Source organism: Mesonia sp. K4-1 (assembly GCF_008017825.1).
Lineage (GTDB): Bacteria > Bacteroidota > Bacteroidia > Flavobacteriales > Flavobacteriaceae > Mesonia.
Window position 1 is genome coordinate 131780 of sequence record NZ_VRLS01000043.1, and the last position, 26136, is coordinate 157915.

Here is a 26136-nt window from a genome sequence, read left to right on the forward strand (position 1 = left end):
TTAATTTTTTGATTGATTTTCGATGGGTAAATCTGCCGCATTCCAAGCCATAAAACTACCTGGAATACTATTTACTTGTTGAAAGCCATTTTTCTTTAAAAGGCTGGCAGCAATACTTGCTCTATAGCCACTAGCACAGTATACCGCAAAATTCTTTTCTTTATCCAACTTATTGATTTTATCAGATAATTCTCCAAGAAAAATATGTGTGGAATTAGGAATACGACCGTTTTGCCACTCCTTATGCTTACGAACATCTAGTGGATGATATTGATTTTTCTGTTGACTGAGTTCAAGCACACTCAGTTGAGGCAATTTTTCAATAGGTTTACCTGCTTCTTGCCAAGAGCGCATACCTCCTGCTAAATAGCCTTTAAAATTGGTATGTCCAGTGCGCCACAGAAGATTCACGACTCGTACTAGTTCCTTATCTTCGGGCAGAATTAGTAATATAGGTGTCCTAGTGTCCACTAACCAACCAGCCCATACCGATAAGATAGGACGTAGCCCAATATTAAGAGCGCCTTTTATATGTCCGCCTCCAAATGCTAACATATCTCGGGTATCTATAATAATCGTATCCGCTTTAATTTCTTTTTCAAACGCTTGTACACTTAAAGACCTTAATAGAGGCGTATGACCATAAGTTTGGGGGCCTTTAGCGTTTATTTTTTTCATTTTGGGGTAATGGGTTGGGACAGGAGGAGCATTATCCTGGATGGCCTTTTCAAAATCCTCATAAGACGTAATCTGCATAAATGGATTATGTTTCTTCTCGTATCCAATAGTGGTATGCATACGATCACCTATATCGGGACCGCAAGCTGAACCAGCTGCATGGCAAGGATAAACGATTACTTCATCTCCTAGCTTACAAAACACTTCTCGCATGGTTTTATATAGAGCTTGGGTTAATTCGTCTGTTTTTTCATCACCTAATAAATCTGGTCGCCCTAGGGAGTCTACGAAAAGTGAATCTCCAGTTATAATACCCCAAGGCTTTTCTCCTTGGGAATTGAATAAGAAATAAGAAAGATGTTCTGGAGTATGACCAGGTGTATGTTTAGCTTTTAGTTTAATCTTACCAAACTCAAATGTATCTCCATCTTTAACAGGTTCATGAGGAAAATGATAGGTGGCATCACCCTCGGCACTTACAAAGATCTTAGCACTTCCTTTACAACGACTTTCCAATTCGCATGCGCCACTCATGAAATCTGCATGGATATGAGTTTCAAAAATATGTGTAATGCTTACTCTGTATAACCTAGCCTTTTCCAAGTAAATTTCGACATCAGGACGAGGGTCGATAACAGCTGCATAACCTGTGCTTTCGTCACATAAAAAATAGGAAACTTGGGCAATTCCCTCTGCTAATATAGGTTCGAATCTTAAAGCTATAAAATTTTGATATAAAAGATTATACTATCTAAAATAATAGTTTTCCGAGATAGAGAAAGTTAATGATATCGAAAAGTATATAAATATAACAAGAAGTTAACACCCTCTTTCATAATATGTGAATGTTTTCTGAAAATCGAGAATTATGAAATGTTGCTATAAATCATTGTTTTAAAATAACTTGATTCTGAATCAATATTCAGTGATAAGGAGCCTTATTTTTTATCAAGATATTATGACAATGAGAAAAAATAGTAAATTCAGTTATAGGATTTGTCATTATAGTTAAATAGCTATAGTAGATAAAGTAGTGTGGTGTTTAAAACTAAACTTAAAATGTGCTAAACAATCAGGAAACTATTTTGTATTTATATCAATGGTACTATTTCATTTTATGATTTGCCAGTAGGCTTTATGGTGAGTTGATTAATATTGGATTGATGAGGTTCGGAAATAACATATAGAACGGCTCTAGCTATATCTTCGGGATCTAACATAGGCTCATCTCCGCCATAGTCTTTATCACTTAAAAGTTCAGTATCTGTAATGTCCTCTCTCAGGCCTGTATCTACGGTTCCAGGCTCAATGGAAGTTACTTTAATATTAAAATCTGGAGAAAGTTCCATTCTCATTGCTCGAGAAAGAGCTATGATAGCGGCTTTTGAAGCTCCATAGACAGCACCGCCTTTATAAAGTTCTTTTCCGTCAACAGAGGCAATATTTACAATATGTCCCTTTTTTTGCTTTTTCATGATAGGAAGTGCTCCGTGTAGAGTTCTTAAGATACCTTTCACATTTACTTCTATTGTATTTAGCCACTCATCTAAGTGAAGATTTTTTAAGTACGTGAGAGGCATTACTCCAGCCACATTCACTAAAACATCTATGGTCTCGACATTATTTAAAATTGTAGTAAAAGCATCTAAAACGCTTTTGTTATTAGTCACATCCATTTCAACTTCGAGGTGATTATTTTTCAGGTCTTCTTTTAATTCTGTTAAAGACTCCTTTCTTCTAGCAGTCAATACTAAAAAACAACCTTCTCTATCAAGTTTACGAGCTATTGCACTTCCGATTCCTCCATTTGCTCCTGTAATTACGATAACTTTATCATTGATTTTCATATAAAATGTTTAAATTAATTTTTAAAATACACTATTATTTCATTATGATTAATTACATGTTTTAGCAACTAATTTAAAAAATAAAAAAATTAATAGAAAATTCTTGAAAAGATTAGTATTGAGTTTAAATGCAATTACTCAAATATATAAATAAATGACTTTTTTTTAATAAGGGAGATAGGATGTATTAATCCCAATAAAACACTTAGCGTTTAATAGATACTTCGTAAATACTGAAATTCCAATTGAAATTTTCATTCAAACAATTGAACACTAAAGGGGTAATTTTGATATATCAATTCTTTTTTTTCTAAAATAATTATATCTAGAAGAAATATAAAGGTGGGATTTTTTTGAGAAAAAGCTTGAGAGTATAATAATAAAAAAAACCTTCTCAAATTGAGAAGGTTTTTTTGTACGGGCGGAGAGACTCGAACTCTCACACCTCGCGGCACTAGATCCTAAGTCTAGCGTATATTGCACCAAATTGAAACAAAGTCATTCATTTTCAATTGATTATACGATTCTACATTTTCTTTAATATCATCTAATATCAATTGATTTCAACATTTGTTGTACCTATGTTGTACCTGAAAAGAACAATAATTTCGTATCTTTATGGTGTACTTAGGTAAAGGAATACATTCAAAATGGAATGTTGTACCTATGTTGTACCTGATTTGACTTTCGTACTCAAAACAGGTCAATTATGTCATCAAACGCAAAGATAGTTCTACGTAAAAAACCAAACAGTAAAGGGCTTTACCCATTAGCTGTTCGAATTACAAAAAATCGTCGTTCAACATATCAATATATAGGTCATTATATTGACATAGAGGATTGGGACGAAAAAAATATTCGAGTAAGAAAGTCTAATTCAAATGCTGATAGTTTAAACAAGTTGCTATCACAGGAACTCTCGAACGCCAATAAAGCACTTATTGACTTACAATCCGAGCATAAAGATGCATCTGCCAACCAAATCAAAAAAGAGATATATGCCTCGGGAAACTCTGCTACCTTTTTTGAACTAGCACAAGAGCATCTGGACGAATTGGAAATCGCCGAAAAATTAAACCGCTTATCTACGGATAGTGCTTTGGTTAGCTATATCATAAAGTTTAATAAATCAAAACAGTTGGCTTTTCAGGAAATTAACGAACGCTTCCTAAAAAAGCTGATGATATATTTGAAAGCCAAACACGAACTTTCAGAAACATCAGTAATGAACATCTTAGTCCTCATTAGGTTGTTGTTCAACAGAGCTATTAAGCTCAAAATAGTTAGTAGGGAATTATATCCTTTTGGTGGTGACAAGATTAAAATTAAGTTTCCTGAGACTACAAAAATAGGGTTGAATATTATTGAGGTAAGAGCTATTGAAGCTTTAGATAATCTAACCTGTAATGAAATCCATACAAGGAATGTTTGGCTTTTCAGTTTCTATTTTGCAGGAATGCGGGTTACAGATGTACTCTGGACAAAGTGGTCAGACATATACGACAATAGGCTTCATTATAGAATGAATAAAAACTCAAAACTACTGTCCTTAAAAATTCCAGATAAGGTTCTAAGTATTTTAGATTTCTACAGAGATGATAAAAAACACGCTACCGATTTTGTTTTTCCTGAATTGAAAAAGGCCAATCTGGATGATGCAAAAGACATTTATAATAAAAGAAAAACGGCAACCAAAAAATTTAACGATAACTTAAAATCCATTGCCAAAAAAGCAAAAATAGACAAGAAGATTACAATGCACATTGCCAGACATACTTTTGGCAATATTGCCGGTGATTCTATTCATCCTTTAATGTTACAAAAACTATATAGGCATAGTGACTTGAAAACTACACTGAATTATCAGGCAAATTTTATCCATAAAGAAGCAGATGATGCTTTAGATAGCGTTGTTAACTTTTGAATTGTCCTACAGCAAACTGTACCTCTTAAGGTGTACTATACTTCAATTGAACCTATAAGTTTCTGATTAAAACATTTAACCAACATCTTGTATAATTCGGGATGTTTCTTTTTAAGCAAGTCTGGACGTTCAAAAAAATACTCTGAAGCAACGGCAAAGAATTCAGCTTGATTGGTGCCACCATATTTTCGGATATCAGGATGGTTATCATTTATCGCTTCCATTTCTTTATGGATTAAGTTTAACCAAGGTATGGCATATTGATGTTCCAATAATCGCTCTGGCACACCGTCTGTTCTATCGTCCAACTTATCTATAAGGTGCACAAATTCGTGTATGCCAGTATTGCTTTTATCGGTTGTATTTTTAAAGCCGTGGTACAATACTTTCTTGGAAAGTATCATCTGTTTCTCGAACCTTCCATTTCCAACTATTCCACCAATATTCCGTGAGTTATCCTTACTGCTAAATTGCATATCCTCATTAAAATTATCAGGATATAAAAGGATACCACTTAAATTTGTGTAGTGCCATTCCTTGAAGCCAAAAACTGGAATGACGGCACTTGCTGCAATTAAAACCTTATCCAACTCTTCCAGTTCAAACTGTACAGCATCGATATAGACCTCACTTAAAAATAGCATCATTTTTTGCTGAAAAATTAGCTGTGCGTCTTTTGATAGATTTCTATAAAACAGCACATTATCCGTCAATAATTTATGCCAATGTTCTGGAAATGGCTTTACACTATGACGTTTTGCTTTTCTGTAAAAATGAACAGCAAAAAGAACAATCACAACCGAAATTAAGATATAAGCCATATTAAAAAAACGTATTAATCTACAGGTTCCGCTTTAAATCCTACTTTTTGCAAAGTAGATGTTACGTCTTCTTTAGTTGCACCATCGCTTTCAATGGTTAAGATTTTATTAGGATTGGCAGTATCTACTTCCCAACTTTCTACACCTTCTTGTTTGTTTAAAAAAGGGGTGACTTTCGATACACACCCACCACAATTGATATTTGTTTTAAATTTTAAAGTTTTCATTGTATTGAATTTATTTGTTATTAAAGTTTTACTCGTTTAAGTCTTAAGCTATTTGCAACTACAGACACACTACTGAATGCCATTGCAGCACCTGCTATCATCGGATCCAATAAAAAACCGTTTACGGGATACAAAACTCCTGCTGCAATTGGAATACCGATGATATTGTAAATGAATGCCCAGAACAAATTCTGACGAATGCCCAACACGGTTCTTTTTGATAGTTCCAGTGCTTTGGGGATGGATTGTAAATCTGACGTTATCAAGGTCATTTTTGCTACATCCATTGCTATATCGGATCCTTTACCCATTGCAATGCTTACATTCGCCTGTGCCAAAGCGTGGGAATCATTAATCCCATCGCCAACCATAGCTACTATCTTTCCATCCGCCTGTAATTTCTCGACAAAAGCCGCTTTGTCCGAAGGCATTACTTCGCCTTGGTAATTTGTTATTCCTACCTGATTTGCAACAGCTAATGCGGTTTTACTGTTATCTCCCGTGAGCATATAGACCTCAATGCCTCTTTCTTGAAGCATAGCTATAGCTTTTTTTGAAGTTTCTTTAATCTTGTCTGCAATGGCCAGTATCGCAAGCACTTGATTTTCGTTACCAAAGAATATGACTGTTTTTGCTTTTTCTTCGAGACTTTCTGCTGTTTGCATTAAAGTAGTGTCGATTTGAATATTCTTTTCGACCATTAGTTTATGGTTGCCCACATAATATTTTGAACCATTCTGCTGTTGCGCCTTTACACCTTTTCCGGTAATGCTTTCGAAGGAAGTAATTTCTGCTTGTTCAATATTTTCCTCTTTCAAATGATTAACGACTGCTTCTGCCAAAGGATGTTCTGATTGCCCTTCGATAGCCAAGAGAATTTCCTTGTATTCATTTTGATTTTCAAGCTTATCGTTCCAGAGTATATCGGTTACCAATGGTTTTCCTTCTGTAATGGTACCTGTTTTATCCAGGATTACTGCATTCACTTTATGGCCGAGTTCTAAACTTTCGGCATCCTTTATCAAAATATTGTTTTCAGCGCCCTTGCCGATACCCACCATTATGGCAGTAGGCGTTGCCAAGCCCAAGGCACAGGGACAAGCGATAACCAGTACGGCCACAGAAGTTAATAAGGCTTGTGAAAAGGCATTATCGCCTCCTACTGACATCCAGACGATGAAGGTGACAATGGAAATACCGAGTACCACAGGAACAAAAATACCAGCAATCTTATCGACCAGTTTTTGAACGGGTGCCTTACTCCCTTGTGCTTGCTGAACCATTTTAATAATTTGGGAAAGCAGGGTTTCCCCGCCTACTTTTTCAGCGGTAAACTGAAAGCTTCCTTTTTGATTAACGGTACCGGCGAATACCTTTTCCCCTTGGGATTTCTGAACTGGAACAGGTTCTCCCGTAATCATACTTTCATCTACATACGAGCTTCCCTTGGAAACTTCGCCATCCACCGGAATCTTTTCTCCGGGACGCACCAAAATGGTCTGACCCACCTGTACGGATGAAATAGGGATTTCCCTCTCTTCCCCATTCTCAATAATTTTAAGGGTTTTAGGCTGAAGCCCCATTAGTTTTTTAATGGCTGAAGATGTATTTGATTTTGCCTTTTCTTCCAATAGTTTCCCCAAGGAAATAAAGGTGATAATCACGGTAGCCGCTTCGTAATATACGTGAGGCTCGATGCCACGACTTAACCAAAATTCAGGAAAAAAGGTATTGAATACACTAAAGAGGAAGGCGATTCCGGTACTCAACGCCACCAAGGTATCCATATTTGCTTTACCGTGTTTGGCCTGCTTGAAGGCATTGATGAAAAAACTGCGCCCAAACCAAAAAAGAATTGGAAAGGCCAATACCAATGAAATCCATTTGCCTGGTTCCCATTGCATATAGAACATTCCCAACACAAAAATGGGTAGCGTAAGTATCGCCGACCAGATGGTTCGGTTTTTTATGTCCTGATAATGCTTTTGCTGAAGTTCTTGCTGTACTTCCGAAGGGTCTGCGGCATCAATTATAATATCGTAACCGACCTCACGAAGCGCGTTTTGAAGTTGATTTGGACTCAACTCCTTGTCATATTCCACAAGAACGGAACTATTGGCAAAATTAACACTTGCATCAAACACACCTTCTGTGTGTTTTAATACAGATTCAACACTCGCTGCACAAGAGGCACAAGTCATTCCCGTAACAGGGAATGATTCCTTTATTCCTTTTTTAGTATTCTTTTCTTTGGTTTCAAATATGTTGATTGTCTCCATAAATCCGTTCTTATTTGTATGTTACAAATTTCAGGATTAAAAGACTGTAATGTGTTACGTTATATGCTGAATGATTTGTAGAATTTACTCTTCACGAATTATTACTACCCAATTGGAATAATTTATGTCTCTTATAATCATAATGGGGACGTGTCTATCGGTCTTTAGTATTTGTAATCAAATACCCTTTTGATTGGATGACCTTTTTTATCTCATCGATATTCGTTTTAGTGGTATCAAATTCTATAATTGAAGTCCCTTCTTCAAAAGACGTAGATACATTTGCAACCCCGTCAATTTTGTTTACCGAATGGTTGATGTTTTCTTCACAACCCGAGCATACCATCCCTTCAATATTCAACTTTACAGTTTGAATATCGGTATTGTTTGATGCAACAATTCCTACTTTCTCCGTTGAATGAAATACTTGTGGATAATAAGAAACCAATGTCATTACAACAACAAACACTGTAACCAACCACAAATATAATTTCGACTTAAAAAATGATGGCTTAGCCATATCACAGTTACCACAATCGTCCACCTTCTTTTTTTTATAAACCTGATAAAAGGCCAGTCCCAATGACAAAAATGCTATAACCAACAGATAAGGTTTCAAGGCAATAAGCCAAGAAAAATAGACAGAACTTCCACTAATACCAGCTACACTTGTAAGTAGCAAAGGACCCCAGCAGCATAGTTTAAGGGAAACTGCTAAAAATACAGCAGTCCCCATAGATGCTTTTTTGTTCCATTTAGTAATTGCCATACCTAACAACTTCCTATTCCAGCCTTTACCAAATCATCTTTTGTGATTTCGATTTTGGTGCAGCAATTCAGCAGTCTTCCGTTAACAGCAATGGCAGGAACTCTTGTAACCCCATATTCCTTCATTTTTGAAACACATATTTTACTTTCGCATTGCTCAGACAGATTATGAAATGTGATTTCGCAGTCCTTTCCTGCTGTCTCTTTTACTAATTGCACCACAGGCTCGCATACTGGGCAACCTGCTGTAAAAATCTCGATTTGTCGTTTCATCTTATTTAAAGTTTAAATTAATAATGGAACAAAGATGAGAACGTGAGGTAGGGGGTCACCAAAATTTTTTAGACATTTTTTTCGTTGTAGTTTTTTAATCTGGTTTCAATGATTTGGATTTCTTTTAAGCGATTGGTCAAATCAGATAATTCCAAGTTAGGGAATTCACTTTTTAAATATTCAATTTTATCTTCATTGCCACAATTTCCTGGGCAAGAGTCCACGGCCTTTACAATTCCAATAGCAAGCGCTTTTCGATAGACTTCATCCAGCAGTAAGTAATGTGCTTTTTGAATCCCCTTATCGATGGATTTGAACTGTATGTTTATTTGTTCGGGGTCCTTTCCTTCATCAAGCATTTTAACAATGCCGCTTAATTGACCACTCAAAGTTTTTAATCTTGTTTTTATATCCAAGATTAAATCAGTGGGTAATTTGTGCTGTTCCATATTCATAATTTGTCCATTATAATGTTTAGCAACAACTTGAATTATTACATCTTTTATTTTCTTGAATTGGTGGGCAGGCCACAGTACCGTAAGAACAGAATACACAACAATCTCCCTCGTTTGGTCTTAATACTTCTTTGCAATTCTCGCATTCGTAAAAGAATTGACAAGCGTTCGTCGGCATTTCTTCTTCTGTTTTGTGGCCGCATTCAGGGCAGGTGATCGTAGATTTTAATATTGTAGTTTCCATAAATAATAGTTAGAGCATATAGGTTAGGTCAGATGCCATTGTAGGATATGAAAATATCATTGTTCGCAAATCGCTTATGGTCATCTTGGTCTTTATCGCCATTGCGAAAAGATTGATGGTTTCCTCACAATGAGGCCCGATCAGATGCGCGCCCAAAATGGTATTATTATTTTTATCGATGATTGTTTTATAAGCATATTCATCCACATTCAGGCGTCTCGCATTGAACCAATTATCCACTTTTTCAAAATTGACATTTATATCATATCCTTTTTCTTTAGCCTCATCTTCCAATAGGCCAACGGTTGCCATAGTGGGCAAAGTGAAAACTACGGAAGGCATTGGGGGATAACTGACTTTTTTCTTATTTCCTTTAATGATATTTGAAGCTACGACGTGTCCTTCCAAAACAGCTACGGGTGTTAGGGGCAATCCTCTTGAGTCCGCTGCATCGCCTGCTGCATATATGTTCGCGTTCGTTGTGCTCTGAAGGTATTCGTTGACCTCTATGCCCTTTTTTGAGAAGGATATACCTGCTTTTTCCAATTCTAAATCAAAAATGGCTGGGGGACGACCAGCGGAATTAAATACCGCTGCCGCTTTGTAGGTAGTTTCGTTTCCGTTTGAAATTCCTGTGGTTATGTAGTGGCCATCTTTACTTTCAATTTTAGAAACTTCCGTTTCCAGAACAATCTTAATCCCTAAATTACGTGTGGCATCGACCAAATGTTTTACAATATCCTTGTCAAAGTTTTCCAATGGACGTTTGCCTCGATGTACTATTGTTACCTTGGCATCGGAACGTGCGGCAATATGGGCGAATTCAAAGGCGATATATCCACCACCGATGAAAAGCAGGGATTGGGGTAATTCCTTAAGGTTTAGAAAATCCGTACTCGTTTGGGCAAGCTGTTCGCCTTCAAAGTCTAAAATTTTTGGTTTTGAACCTGACGCAATTACAACTTTATCAGCTTGGATGGTATCTTTACCTATTCTTAGGGTATTTTCATTTATAAACGTAGCGGAACTGTGGAAGGTATCGATGCCGTTCTTCTTATACCCCTTTTCTATTTTCCTCGGCATTTCATCGACAAAAGTCTGTTTGAACGCCATTATATCCTTCCAGTTAATATCCGGAATGGTATCAATGCCTTTCCCTTTAAGCCTTTTGGCAAAGTCGCGCACTTCCGTAGCGCCGATAATTACTTTTTTGGGGTCACAGCCTCGCAGGGCGCAGGTGCCACCATAAGGTAGTTCATCGGTTATACCGACCGAAAGACCTTTTGAGGCACATTTATTGGCGATTGTCATACCGGCCATACCCGAGCCGATTATGAAAACATCATATTTTTTCATCTATTATTTTCTTTGATGGTATTCTCGACTACTTTGTATCCTGTTTTCTCTATGGCTTTTCGGATTGCGGGCAAATCGGTCTTGGTCTTATCAAATTCCACTATAGTGATGGCATTTTCGTAGCTGGCTTTGACCGAAATAATTCCGTCCAATTTATTGACTTCGCTTTCTACGCGTGCCTCACAACCTGCACAGGTCATTCCAGCGACTTCAAAAGTCTGCTTTTTGATATTGGATTGAGAGACATAGACGATATCCTTGGTGGGCTGTGCATAAAATAGGTTGGAATAGTACGGGAAGGCCAGCATCAATGCGGCGAATAGCGTTACTATCAATAAGAACCGTTTGGATTGCCAAAACGATGATTTCGCATCATCCTCACAGGCGCAATCTATTTCTTCCTGTGTTTTCGGCCGCAGTTTCTGATACCAGGCAAAGACCAATATAATAATGGTCAGTCCAATAAGATAGGGTCTAAATGGTTCAATCCAAGAAAATGTCGATGCGATTCCACTTGTTCCGGCAATTAGTGCCAAGACAGGGGTTATACAACATATTGATGCTGCAACTGCGGTAAAAATGCCAGTATAGGCCGCGGTGTTTGAGGTTTTATTCGGTGTCATATTATAAACTTTCTAAGCTGTTTTCTTTTTTGTCGAAATTGAATTGAAAATTCCATTCAAAACATTGTCCTCACTCTTTACCAGCGAATAATATAATGTTTGCCCTTCACGTCTCGATGTGATAATTCCTGCATCCTTCATTTTGCGGATATGTTGGGATACGGCAGGAACACTCATTTCAAGAATGTCAGCAATATCGCAAGGGCACAGTTCATTCTCTATGTTCAAAAGGAATAGGACTTTTAGTCTTACCTCGCTTCCCGCGAGCGACAGAATCTTGCTTATTGCATTAAGGCTGTCCGAAGAATTCTCTATGGTTTCCTTGCATCTCGATATTTGCTTCTTGTCTGCTTCGTTCCGTGTACAAGTTATTTCCAAGCTCATCTTTTTTGATTTAAAGTGGTCACAAATATATCATTATTATATTATTTAAGCAAATACTTAAATAATAACGTAACAAGTAACTTTGAACTTTTAAACAACCTTTGTTTTTTAATGTTCTTTAATTAAATCTCATCCAAGGATTTTCGGTTTTTTGTCACAGATTTCTTGAACTGCGTGGGTGTCATTCCCGTTACTTTTTTGAATTGATTGCTTAAGTACGCAACGCTACTATAATGTAATTGAAAAGCTATCTCACTCAAGGTTAATTCATCGTAAACTATAAGTTCTTTAACACGTTCAATCTTCTGGTTGATAATGTATTGCTCAAACGTGATACTTTCTACTGACGAGAATAGGGAACTTAAATATTTATAATCCAAGATAAGTTCGCCTGTAACAATATCTGCCCATTTGAAATCGAGCTCCTCGGAAGAATGATGGATTTTATCTACAACCAATGTTTTCATCTGTTCGATAAGTTGACTTTTACGGTCATCAATCAAACTAAAACCTGAATTTTGAAGCGCTTTGGAAAGACCATTTTTGGTCTGAACACTTAATGAAGAAACTAATTTAACCTCCCCCAATTTTATAGAAACATACTGTATTTCAAGTTGTTCCAAAATATTAGATACCGCCGAGATACATCTTGGGCAGACCATATTTTTAATATAGATAATCTCTCTCATATAATACTTGTCTTTAAAACAAGGTTAACCCAGATTTGTGTAGAGAATAGTAAACAGCAGCTATCGCAGCAATTACAAAAATCAATACTATCACAACAAAAGCTATAATTTTATCTTTTTTTGTGATATTACTTTTAGGTTGATGCTTCTTCCTTTCATTTTTTCGTCTATTTCTTCTGCTTTCACTCATTATCGTTCGCCATTATAAAACCAAGATTATTTTTTGGCCTTATGTAGATTACTTGATTAATCCGTAATTCGTTTTATTTTAAAGTTGCTTTTACCTCTCCACAGGTTAACATAGCCTCTCCATAATATGGATTTCGCACTTCTTCTTCCAAACTTATCCAATAGGCACCTTTATTGTTATTGGCCATTGGGCAAAACTGGATATATACATTTTGGTTGACCCCAAAAAGCTGTACACCACTTATCATATGTGCCGAAAGATGCTTGAAATGCCCTCTTTGTGCTGCTATGTCTGAACTGTTCTCAATAGCATTTGCAGATGATTTTAGTTCCTTTTGAATGGTCATCCAATGGTTATGCGCCTTTTTATCAGATAATAACTTCATATCCACTTTTTTCAAGGACTGGTTGATTTGTTCTCCTGCTTGTTGAGCACCCTTGGTATCATCGTTTACCAATGCATCCTTTAAAAGAATATAATCATCAAAAACCTGTTCTAACTGATTCTGAAATTTGTTTGAAACCCTAATTCTTTCCTTCATTTGAGAATGATTGGTTACATCCATATTTTCTCCAGAACCATCTTCTTGCATTCCCAAATGTCCTTCGTGTCCTGTCATAGTTTTACCTCCTTCTTGATTCATCATTGATTTTTTACCCTGAAGCTGTGCCGCGGCATCTACTGTAAACGTGCCGTTAGTTACCACTTCATCTCCATTTTTTAAACCTTCAAGAACGGTATAACTATCGCCAGTGGCATTGCCCAATAAAACTTCTTTCATCTCAAAAACAGCTTTATTAGGGTCTGTTTTGACATAGACCACAGAACGTTCGCCCGTCCACATAACAGCCGTTGACGGTACAGAAACGGTGTTCTCTGTGCTCGTTCGAGCACCCTCGATTTTTCCTTCCACAAACATTCCCGGCTTAAAGAGGTCTTTTTTATTTTGTAAAACAGCTCTCACAACCACCGTTCTTGTAGCAGAGTTTAATAAGGGGGCAATAAACGAGACCTTGGCGTCAAACACTTCATTTCTATAGGCATTGGTGGTTACTTTAATGGTTTGTCCTTCTTTTAAGGACGCAATTTGGTTTTCGTAAGCATCAAATTCTGCCCATACTGTATTGAGATTGGCAATTTTGTATAAGGGTTGTCCTTGTTTTACATAGTCACCTTCTTCTACCATTTTCTGTGTTACCGTTCCTGATACGGTTGCGTACACAGGAAAGTTTTCTTGTACTTTCCCAGAGTTTTCTATGGCGTTGATTTGCTTTTCTGAAAGTTTCCAAAGTTTGAGCTTGTTTCTAACAGCTTTATATAATTCTGGTTGCGATTCTTTCAATGATGAAGCGGTAAGCAGTTCTTGTTGTGCCGCAACTAATTCTGGCGAATAAATAGTTGCCAAGCGTTGTCCTGCGCCAACACGTTCTCCTGTTGAATTAACGTATAGTTTTTCAATTCTTCCTCCAAAATATGTGACCTGTACGGCATTTGACTCTTCATTTGCTTTTATCTTTCCAGATAATTTTAGGGAATTATTTCCTATTTGTCCTTGTCCCACAAGTGACGTTTGAATATTGGCTAGAGCCATTGCGTTATCGGTCATTTTGATTTCATTGGCATTGAGGCCATCGGCACCCGATTCAGCTGGAATTAAATCCATTCCACATATTGGGCAGTCGCCAGGTTCTGGTTGCATAATCTGTGGGTGCATAGAACAGGTCCACATTTGATTAGTAGCAATTTCTTCTGAATGTTCGTGATTGTCTTTAGCACTATTTGTTGCCTTATCAGTAGAATCTCCACCGAACAGTAGAAAGCCACCTAGAAGGCCAACAATCAAGGCAATACCTATATAAATGATGTTTTTTTTCATTGTCTTTGTTTTTATTTGTTATTTTCTAATCGTTTAATCATTGCTTTCATTTCTGCAATTTCCTTTTCTTGTGCTTTAATTATATCATCTGCTAATTTCTTCACTTCCGGGTCTTGTATATCCGCTCGCTTACTGGTTAAAATGGCGATAGAGTGATGCGGAATCATAGCTTTCATATAGAGCACATCGCCAATAATTGGGGCCTGTGCCCTCACAAGGCCTAACGCGCCACCAAATAGAACAATACTTCCAAGAACAATTGCTATATTTTTCTTTTTGTTTTGGTACATATTACGCATTGTTACAAACATAATAATGGCCATAGCGGCAATACCCAAACAGCTCATATAAAATCGGGTAAGACTAAAATAGACGTGGTCAATTTCATAAGAGTTTAAGTACATTGTAACGTACATTGCTATGAAGGATGCCACGAGCATACCTACAAATTTTGTGTAGTTGTTTTTCTTTGAATTTTGATTTGAATTTTCCATTTTATGTTGGTTTTAGTGTTACTTATTTTCGTTTCTTTTTAACCAATTTTCTAATTGTGGGCGACGATATGTACCAAAGTAAGAACCCACTTAATACTGTAATTAACCCTAACAATGAAAACGCCCGCAGGATTATGGTATTAAAGTTGTCCCTGCCTTGATAGTCCATAGTGTGGTTCATCCACAAAAAATCGAACCAGCGCCAGTTTCTATGACGAACGGTCTGAAATGCACCATTTTCTATGGCGACATAAGCCTTCAAGTTTTGTGGGGTTTTATATGAAATCTCATAGGCTGGTAATGGACGACCACGGTATTCGTGATGTGCATCTACTTTCTCAATTCGTTTTATACCCCTTATTTCCAAATCGGGCAGCATATATCTATTGGCTACCTGTTTTGCTTCAGCTTTAGTAATACCATTTTTTTCATTTCCCGTTTTAGCACTAAATAAATTAGCTTCGTTAATCCAATAGTACGGCTCATTGGCTATTTCCAATAATTTTAGTGTTTGGATTGGTTCTTCACTCGCTAATTGCTCAGTCCCCAATAGGTTGGAAAAAGCAGTTTGCCGTGGCTTTTCTTTTTTGAACTGGTCGCCGTGTATTTCATCAATGTCCGTCCAGCTAAAATACATTCCGCTGATAGTCCACATCAAGAACTGAATGCCGAGGAATATACCCAAGTATCGGTGCGCTTTTCGAATCCATTTTGCTGTCTTTCTGTTGACCATACTTTCTATAATTTAATTCACAAAATATTTGACAATTATTCCACCTACCAACCAGACGTAACAGATATAGGCAACATACTTTAAAATCTTTTCAAGCAATGGGCTTTTAGGTGCCATCCCGCTCATCGTACTTTCAACACCCTTATTTTTAAAGAACCCTAAATAGTTGTTTGTAAAACCCTGTGTTTTCAGATTTTTTTCTTGTTGTCATTAACCATTTTAATTTAAGCTCTTAACTAAATAATTGAAGTGCCAATGCACCACCAACTATTAATATTAGGATTGTATATACTATATAATTGAGCCATTTTTTAACCACAGATTTACCTATTATTTGTTGGCAACCGTTCTTGCAACATTCTTTCATTGTTATAAATTCTTTTCTTTATTGTTATTTGCAAAACCATATAAATAATACTTGAAGATGAGAGGTAAACTTTAATGAACCAACCAAATTTTTACCCCTCAAAATCAAGCATCTTCACTAAACTTCTTTTCTGCGAAATTTTAATTTGCCCGACCTAGGAAGAGAGACGCTATATTTAGGGATTTAATCTCTCTCCCAGTTCAGGCTGCTATTAACCAAATCAACTTCTCTTTTTCAAAAGTTCATTGTGCCTGACTTGGGAAGGAACTAACACTAATCATCAACATTGTTTTCCTTCCCACGACAGGACTTTACAACTATTCAGGTAACCCTGCCATCTCCTAAGCTACTGTTAACTAATAAACCAGTATATTTAAAAGAGTATTAAAGGCAGGGGATTATTTATTGAATAGTTTTTTGCACTTTTCCACATTTAAGCATTCTGCTACCGTAATATGGGTTTTTTACTTCTTTGCTGGTACTCAACCACGCACTACCTTTATCGTACATTGGGCAAAATTGTTGGTAAAGCGTGTTTTTTGTTCCCGTAATAGCTACCAAATCTGTTATGTCCTTACTTAAGGTCTTAAAATGTTCGCGCTGGTGGTCTATGGCACTTTCAGAAATATGCTCGGCGTGCTCTACGGCATCTTCTATAATATCTTCTAATTCTTCTTGATTTTCTTTTGAATAACTGTCCGTATCAAAAGCTTTAAGAGAAACTACCAATTTAGACCCAGCTTGGGCTGCTTTTTTGGTGTCATCTGCAACCAAAGCATTTTTTAAATTAAAGTAATCACTTAAAATTGTTTCTGTTTTTGCATCACTTTTCATAGTTGTCATTTTACTATGATCCATTTTCATATCTTCGTGATCGTGGTTCATTTTTTCTTTTTCCTGTGCATTGGTAAAAGAAACTGCTAACAATAGCATTGCTGCAATACTCATTTTTAAATTTTTCATTTTAATTACTTTTAAATTATTGTTTATAAACTATCTTTTAATTGTGTGATAAAATTGATTAACTCTTCTGCTTCAGCTTCTGTAAATGTTGCCTCACTATGTATCAAAGTGTAAGAATCCAAAGGCATTTCGCCATTTTCAATCTGCTTGATAATAGACCTTAACTTACTTGCTTTTCTTCGGCTGGATAATGAATCCCATTCGTTGAAATTAAGTTCAGCTTTTCCTTCTTTAATATGGTCTTCCAAAAACCAAGCAACAGGTTGAATCTTATTATACCAAGGGTATTGAGTATTATTGCTGTGGCAATCATAGCAGGATACCTGTAACTTTTTTTGAATAGTTTCTGGTACATTATTGACCAGCATAAAATCAGTTGACGGTACAGTATCACTTTGATTGCGTGTAGTCGGAATAAATTGAATTCCCACGAACGCTACCAGTAGTACTATTGTTATAATCTTTACAATTTTCATTTAGTTAATTTCACGTTGTACTTTGCCGCATTTTAACATTTGACTACCATAGTATGGATTGCGCACTTCCTCTTTAGTACTTAGCCAAGCTGTACCGCCATCATACATAGGGCAAAACTGCTCGTAAAGCTTCATCTCTGCTCCTGTTATAGCAACCATATCTATAACATCTTTACTTAAAACTTTAAAATGTTCGCGCTGGTGTGCTATATCACTTTCTGAAATGTGTTCTGCGTGTTCAACTGCATCCTCTACAATATCCTTTAATTCCGATTGCTGGGTATCGTTATATTGTGAGGCGTCAAAATTTCCTAAGGATGTTGCTAGGGTTGCCCCAAGTTCTTTGGCTTTGCCATTATCATCTCCCACCAAGGCATTCTTTAAGTTGAAATAGTCATTTAATACCGCTTGTGTATTACTATCTCCACCCATTGCCATTTCCCTCTTTTCGCCGTCGTGATGACCATCACTGTTATCGTGGTTCATTTCTGAATGGTCTCCATCCGTGCTATTTTGTTCTTTGCTGTTGTCTTTACAAGACATTACTGTTAAGGTTATGAATGCTATCGCAACTATACCTAATGTTGATTTTAATTTGCTCATTTTGTTTTAATTTAAGTTTGTGTTTATTAATTATTATTACTGCCTTTTTATAGTGTCTTATAATTTTTCAATGACGTTTTCCAACATTGCAGTTATTTCGCTGGCTACCTCATTCAATTTTTCATTTTTTACAGCTTGCATTGAAGCCATTGGGTTTACGGCCGCAACTTCAATGATACCTGCTTCGATTTCCTGTACTATGACATTGCAGGGCAACATCGTTCCAATTTTATCTTCTGCTTGCAAAGCTTTATGTGCATAGGGCGGATTACAAGCTCCGAGTATCCTATACTTTTTAAAGTCTATATCCAGTTTTTTCTTTAGTGTTTCTGTTACATCAATTTCTGTAAGGATTCCAAAACCTTCTTCCTTTAATCCTTGTGTCACTTTCTCTATGACCTCTTCGAAGGTTCCATTGATTGTTTTATTAAAATAATAGTTCATCTTTTTTTAATTTTTAGTTGTTTAAAATCTTGCTAATAGTCCACCACCCAATCCATATCGGTTATTGTAGTTAGCTTGGATTGAAAAATTGCGCGAAAGAATGTATGCAACCCCTACCAACCATTGTGTTTCGCTTTCAAATGATTTATTATTCTCTAAATCATTGACCCATCCAAAATCTGCTCTGTATTCGTATTCGCCTTCCAAAAAAATTCTTGGAAAAATCAATAATTCTCTGTCCAAACGTATTCTTGGGCGTAGCTGATGGTCCATACTCACATCTACATTAAATCTATAAGGCGTAAAATACTTTACACCAACCAATCCTACGGTATTAAATGTATCGTAAGAATCTGGTGTTGACGTTTCGGTATTTACTCCTGCATAAACACGTACCCAATCGTTCAGATACCTATTATAACTTATTTCGGCTTCAAGATTTTGGTCGTAATCGAACTCTGTTCTCAAACCAAATTCATTTCGGATATTGCTCGACGTTAAAAAGAGTTCATTAAAATTTGAACCTGCACGAGCCAATCCCCACGAATAATAATGGTCTGTCTCATCGATAAGTTTCTGAACTGGATAATCTTTCATTCTATCATCCCTTGGGGTATCGTAACTAAACACTCTTGCCATACCACCCATCATATGGTACAATACGTGACAATGAAAGAACCAATCGCCATACTCTTCGTTATAAAATTCAATAATAACTTTCTGCATTGGAGGTACGTTCACGGTATGCTTTAATGGGGAACGTTCTCCTTTTTCATTAATGACCCTGAAGTAATGACCGTGCAAGTGCATTGGATGGTGCATCATAGTCAGGTTATTTAATGTAATTCTGGTTACCTCGCCTCCTTTTATATTTATCTTATCGGTTTCTGATAATGGAACCCCATTCATACTCCATACATAGCGATTCATATTACCTGTTAGGTTAAGCAACACTTCATTTACTGGTAAATCTGCCTTAAATTCAGTTTTTTCTTTTGCCTCTAAAAAATCATAGTTGAAGTATGTCTTTCGCTCCTCATAATCAAAAGAAGTAGAATCCTTCTGCATCATTGGCATATTGTGCATATGACCTTCCATTTTATTTGATGCTCCATTATGGCTCATTGACATCGAGTCTTTTTTCATTCCCATTGTATCATCCATCTTCATATCCATTTGGTCATTCATTTTGCCATCTTTCATCGACATCTTATCGTTCCCCATTTTCATCTCGCCGTCCTTCATATTCATCTTCATTCCGTACTTCTGCATTAAAACTTCGGGTGTATTCTTCTTCTTGTTTCCAACCATTGCAGGTGCTCCCATTTTCATATCCATTTTAGCCATTTGCTTCATCATCGCTACCTTATCAGGTCTATCAATTCTTTTGGCTGGGTAAAGAGTGCCATTACCTAACTGTATAGAGGTATGACCTGAACCATCTTGAGCGGTTGCGGTAATTTCAATAGTTCCTTCTGGAATAGTTACAATTACATCATACGTTTCGGCTATGCCAAAGAGAAATCTGCTTTTGGAAACGGGTTGCACGTCAACACCATCACTGGAAACCAACATTGGGTTACCTCCGCCAAAGTCCATCCAATAATAGGTAGAAGCCGATGCGTTAATGAAGCGAAGCCTTACTTTTTCGCCAGCCGTAAATTCTGGATACTCTGCCAGTTTTTTACCGTTGGACAAAAATGCGGGATAATAAATGTCTGCAATATCAGCCCCTTCCATACGGTCTCTCCAAAATTTAAGTTGAGCACCAAAGGCACCTTCTGAAATGACCCTACTTAATGGCACTGCTGTGCCTTTTTTAACTTGATACCACTCGTTACCTCTTTTAAGGTTTCGTAATACATTCATTGGTTTTTCATTGGTCCAATCTGATAATACCACGACTAAATCTTTATCATATTCCAAGGTTTTCTCTTTTGGATGAATGATAATAGACCCATAAACACCTTTTTGTTCTTGTAGCATTGTGTGGGAATGGTACCAATATGTTCCCGATTGGTTGATTGGAATCCTGTATTGGAAGGTTGTTCCTGGCTCAATCGGTGGGGTAGTTAAATATGGAACCCCGTCGTAAAAATTGGGAAGTATCAATCCGTGCCAATGCACTGAAGTTTCTTCATCCATTTTATTGGTTACGTTGATTATAGCAAGGTCTCCTTCATTAAATTCCAAAACAGGCCCAGGGATACCTCCATTGATGGTCATTGCATTGGCAGTAACACCTCCAAGTGTCATTTCGTTTTCCTCAATGGTAAGGTTATACTCCTTAACAGGTCGCCCATCTTCCTTTCTATCATTTCCGTTTGTGCCTACTTGGGCAAAAATTGAAGTTGTGAAAAGTAATAGCGTAATAATTTTTATTGTTTTCATTTTGTCAAATAATTTATGATGGCATATTCTGTATAATACCCTCTATTAGATTCGATTAAATTGATTTGAAACCTTAACTGCAATTCTTGTACATCGAGCACATCGTTAAAATCTATAGTTCCGGTTTCGTAATTCTTAATGAGAATTTCTTCGGCGTCATTCGCCTGCTTTAAATTGTCTGTTTGTACATTAAACTTAATTCTCATTGTATTTCTATTATAAATAGCTTGTGCAAGACGTGTTTCAAGGTTATTGAGCCTCTCTTCTTTCTGTGATTTTATTTCCAATTGTTTCAATTCATTTTGCTTTGTCACTGACTTATATTTATTATTGAAAATGGGAATTGAAATAGAAACCATAGGCATCACAATGTCTTTACCATTATCGGAAAAATTCATATCTGGACGTTCTGACACAGGCACATAGTCCAAACCAAAACCGATATTGGGCGCACTCTCTTTTTGGTTTAATAATTCGGCTTCTTCGATAGATTCATATAATTTATCGTATTTGATAAGTTCTGGGTTAAGCTGTAGATTGTCAGTCAAAATAAACACATCTTCTTCGGGAATTATCATCTGCTTTACGACCTCTACGGCAATATTTTCATCACGATTCAAAAGATTATTAAAGAGCGCTTGCTCCGCCAAATAATCCTGTTCCAGCACTTCTTTCTGCTGAATCAACTCGTTCTGTCTTATCTGAAGGCGAAGTACATCAACCGCTGATGCCTTTCCCACTTCTACAGAGGTTAATGCAAGGCGTTCATAGGTTTCCAGAAGTTCTATATTCTCATCCAGAATACCCTGTTTTGCACTTATGGCATAGAGTTTATAATAGGATTGGGATACTGATAACGAAAGTTTTCTTTTTGCAATCGCTATATCAACAAATTGGGCTTCGGCCATTGATGAAGCATAGTTTTCCCTTGCTGATATGGTTCCAAACCAAGGCAACATTTGCTTTACTGAAAAACGTGCACGTTGCGCCCCTGTTCGGGTTTCTGGTTCGCTCACAAAGTAGCCTACGCCAATCTCTGTATTTGGTAACCAATCTGCTTCATTTACCTTTTCTTCCGCTATGTTGTAGCGCAATTCAAAAGCTTGGATTTCTGGATTGTTCTTTTCAGCTTCCTGAATATAGGATGCTAAATCTTGTGCATTTACTTCCGCGAAAGCGAAAAAAACAAGTGCTATTAAAATTATATATCTCATTTTGTAGCTCGTTTTAATTGAAATTCTTCTTTCCAGCTAAATAAAACTGGCACAACAAATAGGGTTACAAGTGCAATTAACATCCCACCAAAAGAAGGAATAGCCATTGGAATCATTATATCACTCCCTCGACCTGTTGATGTTAATACAGGCAACAAAGCAAGAATAGTTGTCGCCGTTGTCATTAAACACGGACGGATACGTTTTTCTCCTGCCTCAACTACGGATGCCCTAATGCTTTTTCTATCTTTAGGTTTGTTTTTGTCAAAGGTTTGCGTAAGGTAGGTAGCCATTACTACGCCATCATCGGTAGCAATACCGAATAGAGCAATAAAACCAACCCATACAGCGACACTTAAATTAATGGTGTGCATTTGAAAGAGGTCTCGTAAATTTTCTCCGAAAAAGCTGAAGTTTAAGAACCAATCTTGGCCGTAGAACCATATCATTAAAAAACCTCCCGCAAAGGCGACAGCAATTCCAGTAAAGACCATTAATGACGTTCCAACAGAACGGAACTGGAAATATAGGATTAGAAAAATAATAGCCAAAGCCAGAGGTACTACCACGCTCAATGTTTTTTCTGCTCGTAACTGATTTTCATACGTTCCCGTAAATTGATAATTGATACCCTTTGGAACGGTCAATTCGCCATTGTCAATTTTTTCTTGAATAAGGGCTTGGGCATTTTCCACCACATCTACTTCGGCGAAACCATCTAATTTATCAAAAAGGACATAGCCTACTAAAAAAGTGTCTTCACTCTTTATAACCTGTGGCCCTTTCTCATATCTAATAGTGACCAACTCACTTAACGGAACCGGACTTCCTTTTTCTACAGGCACATAAATATCTTTTAAATCGTTTGGATTTGCGCGTAATTCCCTTGGGTAGCGTACACGAATACCATAGCGCTCCCTACCTTCTACTGTTTGTGAAAGCACCATACCACCAACAGAAACCTGTATAACTTGCTGTACTTGCTCTATGGTTATGCCATAGCGCGCAAGTCGTTCTCTGTCAATATCTATAAGTAGGTATGGCTTCCCCACAATACGGTCGGCAAAAACTGCTTCATCCTTTACACCCTCTGCTTGTTTTAAGATATCTTCCAATTGTACCCCAAACGCCTCAATTTCTTTTAAATCCTGTCCTTTCACCTTAATGCCCATAGGTGCTCGCATACCAGTCTGTAGCATCACCAAGCGTGTTTCTATGGGTTGTAGCTTTGGTGCTGAAGTAACACCTGGAAGCTTTGTAACCCTTACGATTTCTTTCCAAATATCGTCTGGCGATTCAATTTCAGGTCGCCAATTTCTAAAGTACTCTCCATCGTCATCTGGAATGAGCTGTGAACTTGTCACAGAGAATGGGTCTGTAATTTTTGAGGCTTTATAGTCATCATCTTCTACTTCAATTTCGCTATTAGGGTTGGTTACTAAACTGCCATCCTTTAAAACAAATAAGCCGTCTTCGTTTACCTTAAAGCGTTGTCTTTTGCGATTTTCATTTAAAATATATTCAGATTTATATTGAATAACATTCTCATACATCGATAACGGTGCAGGGTCTAATGCTGATTCTGTACGCCCAGATTTACCGACTACGGTTTCAATTTCTGGAATGCTCGCAACGGCCATATCGAGTTGCTGTAGGACGCGTTTATTTTCCTCCACACCTGCGTGTGGCATTGAAGTGGGCATTAACAGGAATGAACCCTCATTGAGTGAAGGCATAAACTCTTTACCAGTATTACGCATAATCATCACTCCAAAAATTACAATGGCAGTTGGTATCGAAAGAAATAACAGCTTATTGCGCAATGCCCAATTTAAAATTCGAACATAATAATTTCTAAAAAGTGTAAATACACCCAAAAGACCAAAACAGATAAGACCAACGAAGATTAAGTTTATAAGGATACTTCTATCTACTCCCAGTGGTCTCCAATATTCCGCCAATAGGAATATGATAGCAAAAGCCGAAACAAATATATTGATGATGTTGGCGCGTTTTGACGTAATCTTTTCCTTTAGTGAAAGGAAGCCAACAACGCCAAATGCAACTAATATTAATCCAAGCGGATAGCCTAAAATTAAAGATAAAACGCCAAAAACAATCAATGCTCCATTTAGCATATAACTAAAAGAAGTTTTTAAATTTCTCTTTTTAAATAAATAGGCCGCAAATGGTGGAATTAAAAATAGGGCAACAATAAGAGATGCGGTGAGTGCTGCCGTTTTTGTAAATGCCAATGGCCTAAACAATTTCCCTTCTGCACCAATCATAGTAAATACAGGAATGAAACTAATAATAGTGGTCATTACTGCCGTTAAGATGGCGCCAGAAACTTCGGCAGTCGCATTATAAACTACCGTATTCATAGGTAGCTTTTCTTCATTTTCATCAATATGCCGCAAGACATTTTCCGAAAGGATAACGCCCACATCGACCATAGTTCCAATAGCAATTGCAATACCAGATAAGGCGACAATATTTGCATCTACATTGAACAGTTTCATAGAAATAAAGACCATCAAAACCGCAACAGGCAATAATCCGGAAATCAATACGGAAGCCCTTAAATTGAAGACCATTATGATAATCACAAAAATGGTTATCAATATCTCTAAAGTTAGCGCTTCATCAAGTGTGCCCAAGGTTTCTTGGATTAGTTCTGTTCTGTCATAAAAGGGTACGATGGTTAATTGCGAAGTCCTCCCATCGCTTAATGTTTTTGATGGAAGCCCAGAACTTAACTCGTTTATTTTTTCTTTAACATTGTTGATGACTTCCATAGGATTGGCCCCATAACGAGCCACTACAACACCACCAACAACCTCGGCTCCTTCCTTGTCCAATAAGCCTCTTCTTGTAGCAGGACCGTGTGTTACTTTCGCAATATCCTTTATACGGATGGATGTAAAATCTTTTGAAGTAACTACCGCGTTTTCTAAATCAGATAGTTTCTTAATATAACCCAATCCTCTTATAAGGTATTCAGCTTGGTTGATTTCAAGCGTTTGTGCACCAACATCTTTGTTGCTTTGTTTTACTGCTTTTACAACCTCACTCAAGCCTATGTTGTATTGCCGCATTAATTCGGGATTAACATCCACTTGATATTCCAAAACATATCCGCCGATGGAAGCCACTTCTGAAACGCCACTCGCAGATGACAACGCATATTTCACGTAGAAGTCTTGAATGCTTCTTAATTCTTGTAAATCCCATCCACCTGTAACATTACCATCTTTATCACGTCCCTCAAGGGTGTACCAATATATTTGCCCTAATCCTGTGGCATCGGGACCTAGAGCTGGATTAACGCCTTCTGGTAGAAGTCCGGCTGGTAATGAGTTTAATTTTTCAAGTATTCGGCTTCTGCTCCAATAAAATTCAATATCTTCTTCGAAAATGATATAAATGCTCGAAAACCCGAACATAGATGAACTACGTATTGTTTTAACCCCTGGAATACCAAGAAGCGATGTGGTTAGAGGATAAGTAATTTGATCCTCAATATCTTGAGGGGAACGACCATCCCATTTAGTAAATACAATTTGTTGGTTTTCGCCAATATCTGGTATGGCATCTACGGCAACAGGGTCTCGAGGAAGTGAGCCTGTATTCCATTCAAACGGGGCGTTTACGACTCCCCAAGCAATAAAAAGTGCAAGTAGTAGAACGGCTACTAGCTTGTTCTCGATTAAAAATTTGATGCTTTTATTCAGCATTACAATGATTATTAAACAGTTATACATCGAATAATATCTTGATAAAATCAAAACATTAAACACAAGAAATTGAGCCCAAA

Annotated in this window: 24 protein-coding genes; 1 reads left to right on the forward strand and 23 read right to left on the reverse strand. The window is 37.0% G+C overall.

The window, feature by feature from the left end; translation table 11 throughout:
• Both FT986_RS07550 and FT986_RS07555 read right to left on the reverse strand, forming a co-directional pair.
• Positions 1-1401, reverse strand: coding sequence for a rhodanese-like domain-containing protein (locus tag FT986_RS07550; protein WP_147864573.1), 1401 nt, complete (start codon positions 1399-1401; stop codon positions 1-3).
• A 392-nt stretch (positions 1402-1793) separates the two neighbouring features.
• Positions 1794-2525, reverse strand: a complete 732-nt coding sequence (locus FT986_RS07555; protein WP_147864574.1) for an SDR family oxidoreductase — start codon at positions 2523-2525, stop codon at positions 1794-1796.
• A gap of 709 nt (positions 2526-3234) precedes the next feature.
• On the opposite strand from FT986_RS07555, the gene FT986_RS07560 reads away from it, so the two are divergent.
• Positions 3235-4449, forward strand: a complete 1215-nt coding sequence (locus FT986_RS07560) for a site-specific integrase (protein ID WP_147864575.1) — start codon at positions 3235-3237, stop codon at positions 4447-4449.
• Positions 4450-4484: 35 nt separating this feature from the next.
• Here FT986_RS07560 and FT986_RS07565 read toward each other — a convergent pair whose 3' ends face one another.
• From FT986_RS07565 to FT986_RS07670, 21 genes are all read right to left on the reverse strand, one after another.
• Positions 4485-5270, reverse strand: a complete 786-nt coding sequence (locus FT986_RS07565; protein WP_147864576.1) for a zinc-dependent peptidase — start codon at positions 5268-5270, stop codon at positions 4485-4487.
• A 14-nt stretch (positions 5271-5284) separates the two neighbouring features.
• Positions 5285-5497, reverse strand: a complete 213-nt coding sequence (locus FT986_RS07570) for a heavy-metal-associated domain-containing protein (protein WP_147864577.1) — start codon at positions 5495-5497, stop codon at positions 5285-5287.
• 20 nt (positions 5498-5517) lie between these two features.
• Positions 5518-7776, reverse strand: coding sequence for a cation-translocating P-type ATPase (locus FT986_RS07575; RefSeq protein WP_147864578.1), 2259 nt, complete (start codon positions 7774-7776; stop codon positions 5518-5520).
• 154 nt (positions 7777-7930) lie between these two features.
• Positions 7931-8545 (reverse strand): mercuric transport protein MerTP, encoded by a 615-nt coding sequence (gene merTP / locus FT986_RS07580; protein WP_147864579.1) that lies wholly within the window; start codon positions 8543-8545, stop codon positions 7931-7933.
• A 2-nt stretch (positions 8546-8547) separates the two neighbouring features.
• Positions 8548-8817, reverse strand: coding sequence for a thioredoxin family protein (locus FT986_RS07585; protein ID WP_147864580.1), 270 nt, complete (start codon positions 8815-8817; stop codon positions 8548-8550).
• Between the two features lie 68 nt (positions 8818-8885).
• The gene (locus FT986_RS07590; protein ID WP_255505932.1) at positions 8886-9266 is read right to left on the reverse strand and encodes a metal-sensing transcriptional repressor; all 381 of its coding nucleotides are present in this window, start codon (positions 9264-9266) and stop codon (positions 8886-8888) included.
• A gap of 25 nt (positions 9267-9291) precedes the next feature.
• Positions 9292-9516 (reverse strand): GDCCVxC domain-containing (seleno)protein, encoded by a 225-nt coding sequence (locus FT986_RS16150; protein WP_147864582.1) that lies wholly within the window; start codon positions 9514-9516, stop codon positions 9292-9294.
• Between the two features lie 9 nt (positions 9517-9525).
• Complete coding sequence (locus FT986_RS07600) at positions 9526-10872, reverse strand: NAD(P)/FAD-dependent oxidoreductase (protein ID WP_147864583.1); 1347 nt, start codon at positions 10870-10872, stop codon at positions 9526-9528.
• Positions 10869-11495, reverse strand: a complete 627-nt coding sequence (gene merTP / locus FT986_RS07605; protein WP_147864584.1) for a mercuric transport protein MerTP — start codon at positions 11493-11495, stop codon at positions 10869-10871. The genes FT986_RS07600 and merTP (FT986_RS07605) overlap by 4 nt, the downstream gene beginning before the upstream one ends.
• A gap of 12 nt (positions 11496-11507) precedes the next feature.
• The gene (locus FT986_RS07610; RefSeq protein ID WP_147864585.1) at positions 11508-11879 is read right to left on the reverse strand and encodes a metalloregulator ArsR/SmtB family transcription factor; all 372 of its coding nucleotides are present in this window, start codon (positions 11877-11879) and stop codon (positions 11508-11510) included.
• 122 nt (positions 11880-12001) lie between these two features.
• Positions 12002-12568 (reverse strand): AraC family transcriptional regulator, encoded by a 567-nt coding sequence (locus FT986_RS07615; protein ID WP_147864586.1) that lies wholly within the window; start codon positions 12566-12568, stop codon positions 12002-12004.
• A 263-nt stretch (positions 12569-12831) separates the two neighbouring features.
• Positions 12832-14634, reverse strand: coding sequence for an efflux RND transporter periplasmic adaptor subunit (locus tag FT986_RS07620; RefSeq protein ID WP_008616461.1), 1803 nt, complete (start codon positions 14632-14634; stop codon positions 12832-12834).
• 11 nt (positions 14635-14645) lie between these two features.
• Positions 14646-15128, reverse strand: coding sequence for a DUF305 domain-containing protein (locus FT986_RS07625; protein ID WP_008992801.1), 483 nt, complete (start codon positions 15126-15128; stop codon positions 14646-14648).
• Positions 15129-15150: 22 nt separating this feature from the next.
• Positions 15151-15861, reverse strand: a complete 711-nt coding sequence (locus FT986_RS07630) for a PepSY domain-containing protein (protein WP_008616453.1) — start codon at positions 15859-15861, stop codon at positions 15151-15153.
• Positions 15862-16630: 769 nt separating this feature from the next.
• Positions 16631-17191: a DUF3347 domain-containing protein gene (locus FT986_RS07640; protein WP_121666302.1), complete on the reverse strand. Its 561-nt coding sequence runs from the start codon at positions 17189-17191 to the stop codon at positions 16631-16633.
• Positions 17192-17214: 23 nt separating this feature from the next.
• Positions 17215-17667 carry a heme-binding domain-containing protein gene (locus FT986_RS07645; protein ID WP_121666303.1) on the reverse strand — a complete coding sequence of 151 codons (453 nt, stop codon included), beginning with the start codon at positions 17665-17667 and terminating at the stop codon, positions 17215-17217.
• Positions 17668-18270: a DUF3347 domain-containing protein gene (locus tag FT986_RS07650; protein ID WP_072316388.1), complete on the reverse strand. Its 603-nt coding sequence runs from the start codon at positions 18268-18270 to the stop codon at positions 17668-17670. It lies immediately after the preceding gene.
• A 57-nt stretch (positions 18271-18327) separates the two neighbouring features.
• On the reverse strand, positions 18328-18714 hold the full coding sequence (locus tag FT986_RS07655; RefSeq protein ID WP_008991354.1) for a DUF302 domain-containing protein: 387 nt from the start codon (positions 18712-18714) through the stop codon (positions 18328-18330).
• A 21-nt stretch (positions 18715-18735) separates the two neighbouring features.
• Positions 18736-21105, reverse strand: a complete 2370-nt coding sequence (locus FT986_RS07660) for a multicopper oxidase domain-containing protein (protein WP_070237423.1) — start codon at positions 21103-21105, stop codon at positions 18736-18738.
• A complete protein-coding gene (locus FT986_RS07665) occupies positions 21102-22319 on the reverse strand; it encodes a TolC family protein (RefSeq protein WP_121666305.1) in 1218 nt (405 codons plus the stop codon). Before FT986_RS07665 ends, FT986_RS07660 begins: the two co-directional genes overlap by 4 nt.
• On the reverse strand, positions 22316-26056 hold the full coding sequence (locus tag FT986_RS07670; protein WP_147864587.1) for an efflux RND transporter permease subunit: 3741 nt from the start codon (positions 26054-26056) through the stop codon (positions 22316-22318). Before FT986_RS07670 ends, FT986_RS07665 begins: the two co-directional genes overlap by 4 nt.
• Positions 26057-26136: the final 80 nt, after the last annotated feature.

Coding starts and splice junctions, on each gene's coding strand:
- merTP (WP_147864584.1), bottom strand. CDS start 11,495: ATGACACCGAATAAAACCTCAAACACCGCGGCCTATACTGGCATTTTT.
- FT986_RS07560 (WP_147864575.1), top strand. CDS start 3,235: ATGTCATCAAACGCAAAGATAGTTCTACGTAAAAAACCAAACAGTAAA.
- FT986_RS07555 (WP_147864574.1), bottom strand. CDS start 2,525: ATGAAAATCAATGATAAAGTTATCGTAATTACAGGAGCAAATGGAGGA.
- FT986_RS07650 (WP_072316388.1), bottom strand. CDS start 18,270: ATGAGCAAATTAAAATCAACATTAGGTATAGTTGCGATAGCATTCATA.
- FT986_RS07585 (WP_147864580.1), bottom strand. CDS start 8,817: ATGAAACGACAAATCGAGATTTTTACAGCAGGTTGCCCAGTATGCGAG.
- FT986_RS07625 (WP_008992801.1), bottom strand. CDS start 15,128: ATGGAAAATTCAAATCAAAATTCAAAGAAAAACAACTACACAAAATTT.
- FT986_RS07645 (WP_121666303.1), bottom strand. CDS start 17,667: ATGAAAATTGTAAAGATTATAACAATAGTACTACTGGTAGCGTTCGTG.
- FT986_RS07570 (WP_147864577.1), bottom strand. CDS start 5,497: ATGAAAACTTTAAAATTTAAAACAAATATCAATTGTGGTGGGTGTGTA.
- FT986_RS07575 (WP_147864578.1), bottom strand. CDS start 7,776: ATGGAGACAATCAACATATTTGAAACCAAAGAAAAGAATACTAAAAAA.
- FT986_RS07630 (WP_008616453.1), bottom strand. CDS start 15,861: ATGGTCAACAGAAAGACAGCAAAATGGATTCGAAAAGCGCACCGATAC.
- FT986_RS07660 (WP_070237423.1), bottom strand. CDS start 21,105: ATGAAAACAATAAAAATTATTACGCTATTACTTTTCACAACTTCAATT.
- FT986_RS07620 (WP_008616461.1), bottom strand. CDS start 14,634: ATGAAAAAAAACATCATTTATATAGGTATTGCCTTGATTGTTGGCCTT.
- FT986_RS07610 (WP_147864585.1), bottom strand. CDS start 11,879: ATGAGCTTGGAAATAACTTGTACACGGAACGAAGCAGACAAGAAGCAA.
- FT986_RS07615 (WP_147864586.1), bottom strand. CDS start 12,568: ATGAGAGAGATTATCTATATTAAAAATATGGTCTGCCCAAGATGTATC.
- FT986_RS07565 (WP_147864576.1), bottom strand. CDS start 5,270: ATGGCTTATATCTTAATTTCGGTTGTGATTGTTCTTTTTGCTGTTCAT.
- FT986_RS16150 (WP_147864582.1), bottom strand. CDS start 9,516: ATGGAAACTACAATATTAAAATCTACGATCACCTGCCCTGAATGCGGC.
- FT986_RS07670 (WP_147864587.1), bottom strand. CDS start 26,056: ATGCTGAATAAAAGCATCAAATTTTTAATCGAGAACAAGCTAGTAGCC.
- FT986_RS07600 (WP_147864583.1), bottom strand. CDS start 10,872: ATGAAAAAATATGATGTTTTCATAATCGGCTCGGGTATGGCCGGTATG.
- merTP (WP_147864579.1), bottom strand. CDS start 8,545: ATGGCAATTACTAAATGGAACAAAAAAGCATCTATGGGGACTGCTGTA.
- FT986_RS07665 (WP_121666305.1), bottom strand. CDS start 22,319: ATGAGATATATAATTTTAATAGCACTTGTTTTTTTCGCTTTCGCGGAA.
- FT986_RS07655 (WP_008991354.1), bottom strand. CDS start 18,714: ATGAACTATTATTTTAATAAAACAATCAATGGAACCTTCGAAGAGGTC.
- FT986_RS07590 (WP_255505932.1), bottom strand. CDS start 9,266: ATGGAACAGCACAAATTACCCACTGATTTAATCTTGGATATAAAAACA.
- FT986_RS07640 (WP_121666302.1), bottom strand. CDS start 17,191: ATGAAAAATTTAAAAATGAGTATTGCAGCAATGCTATTGTTAGCAGTT.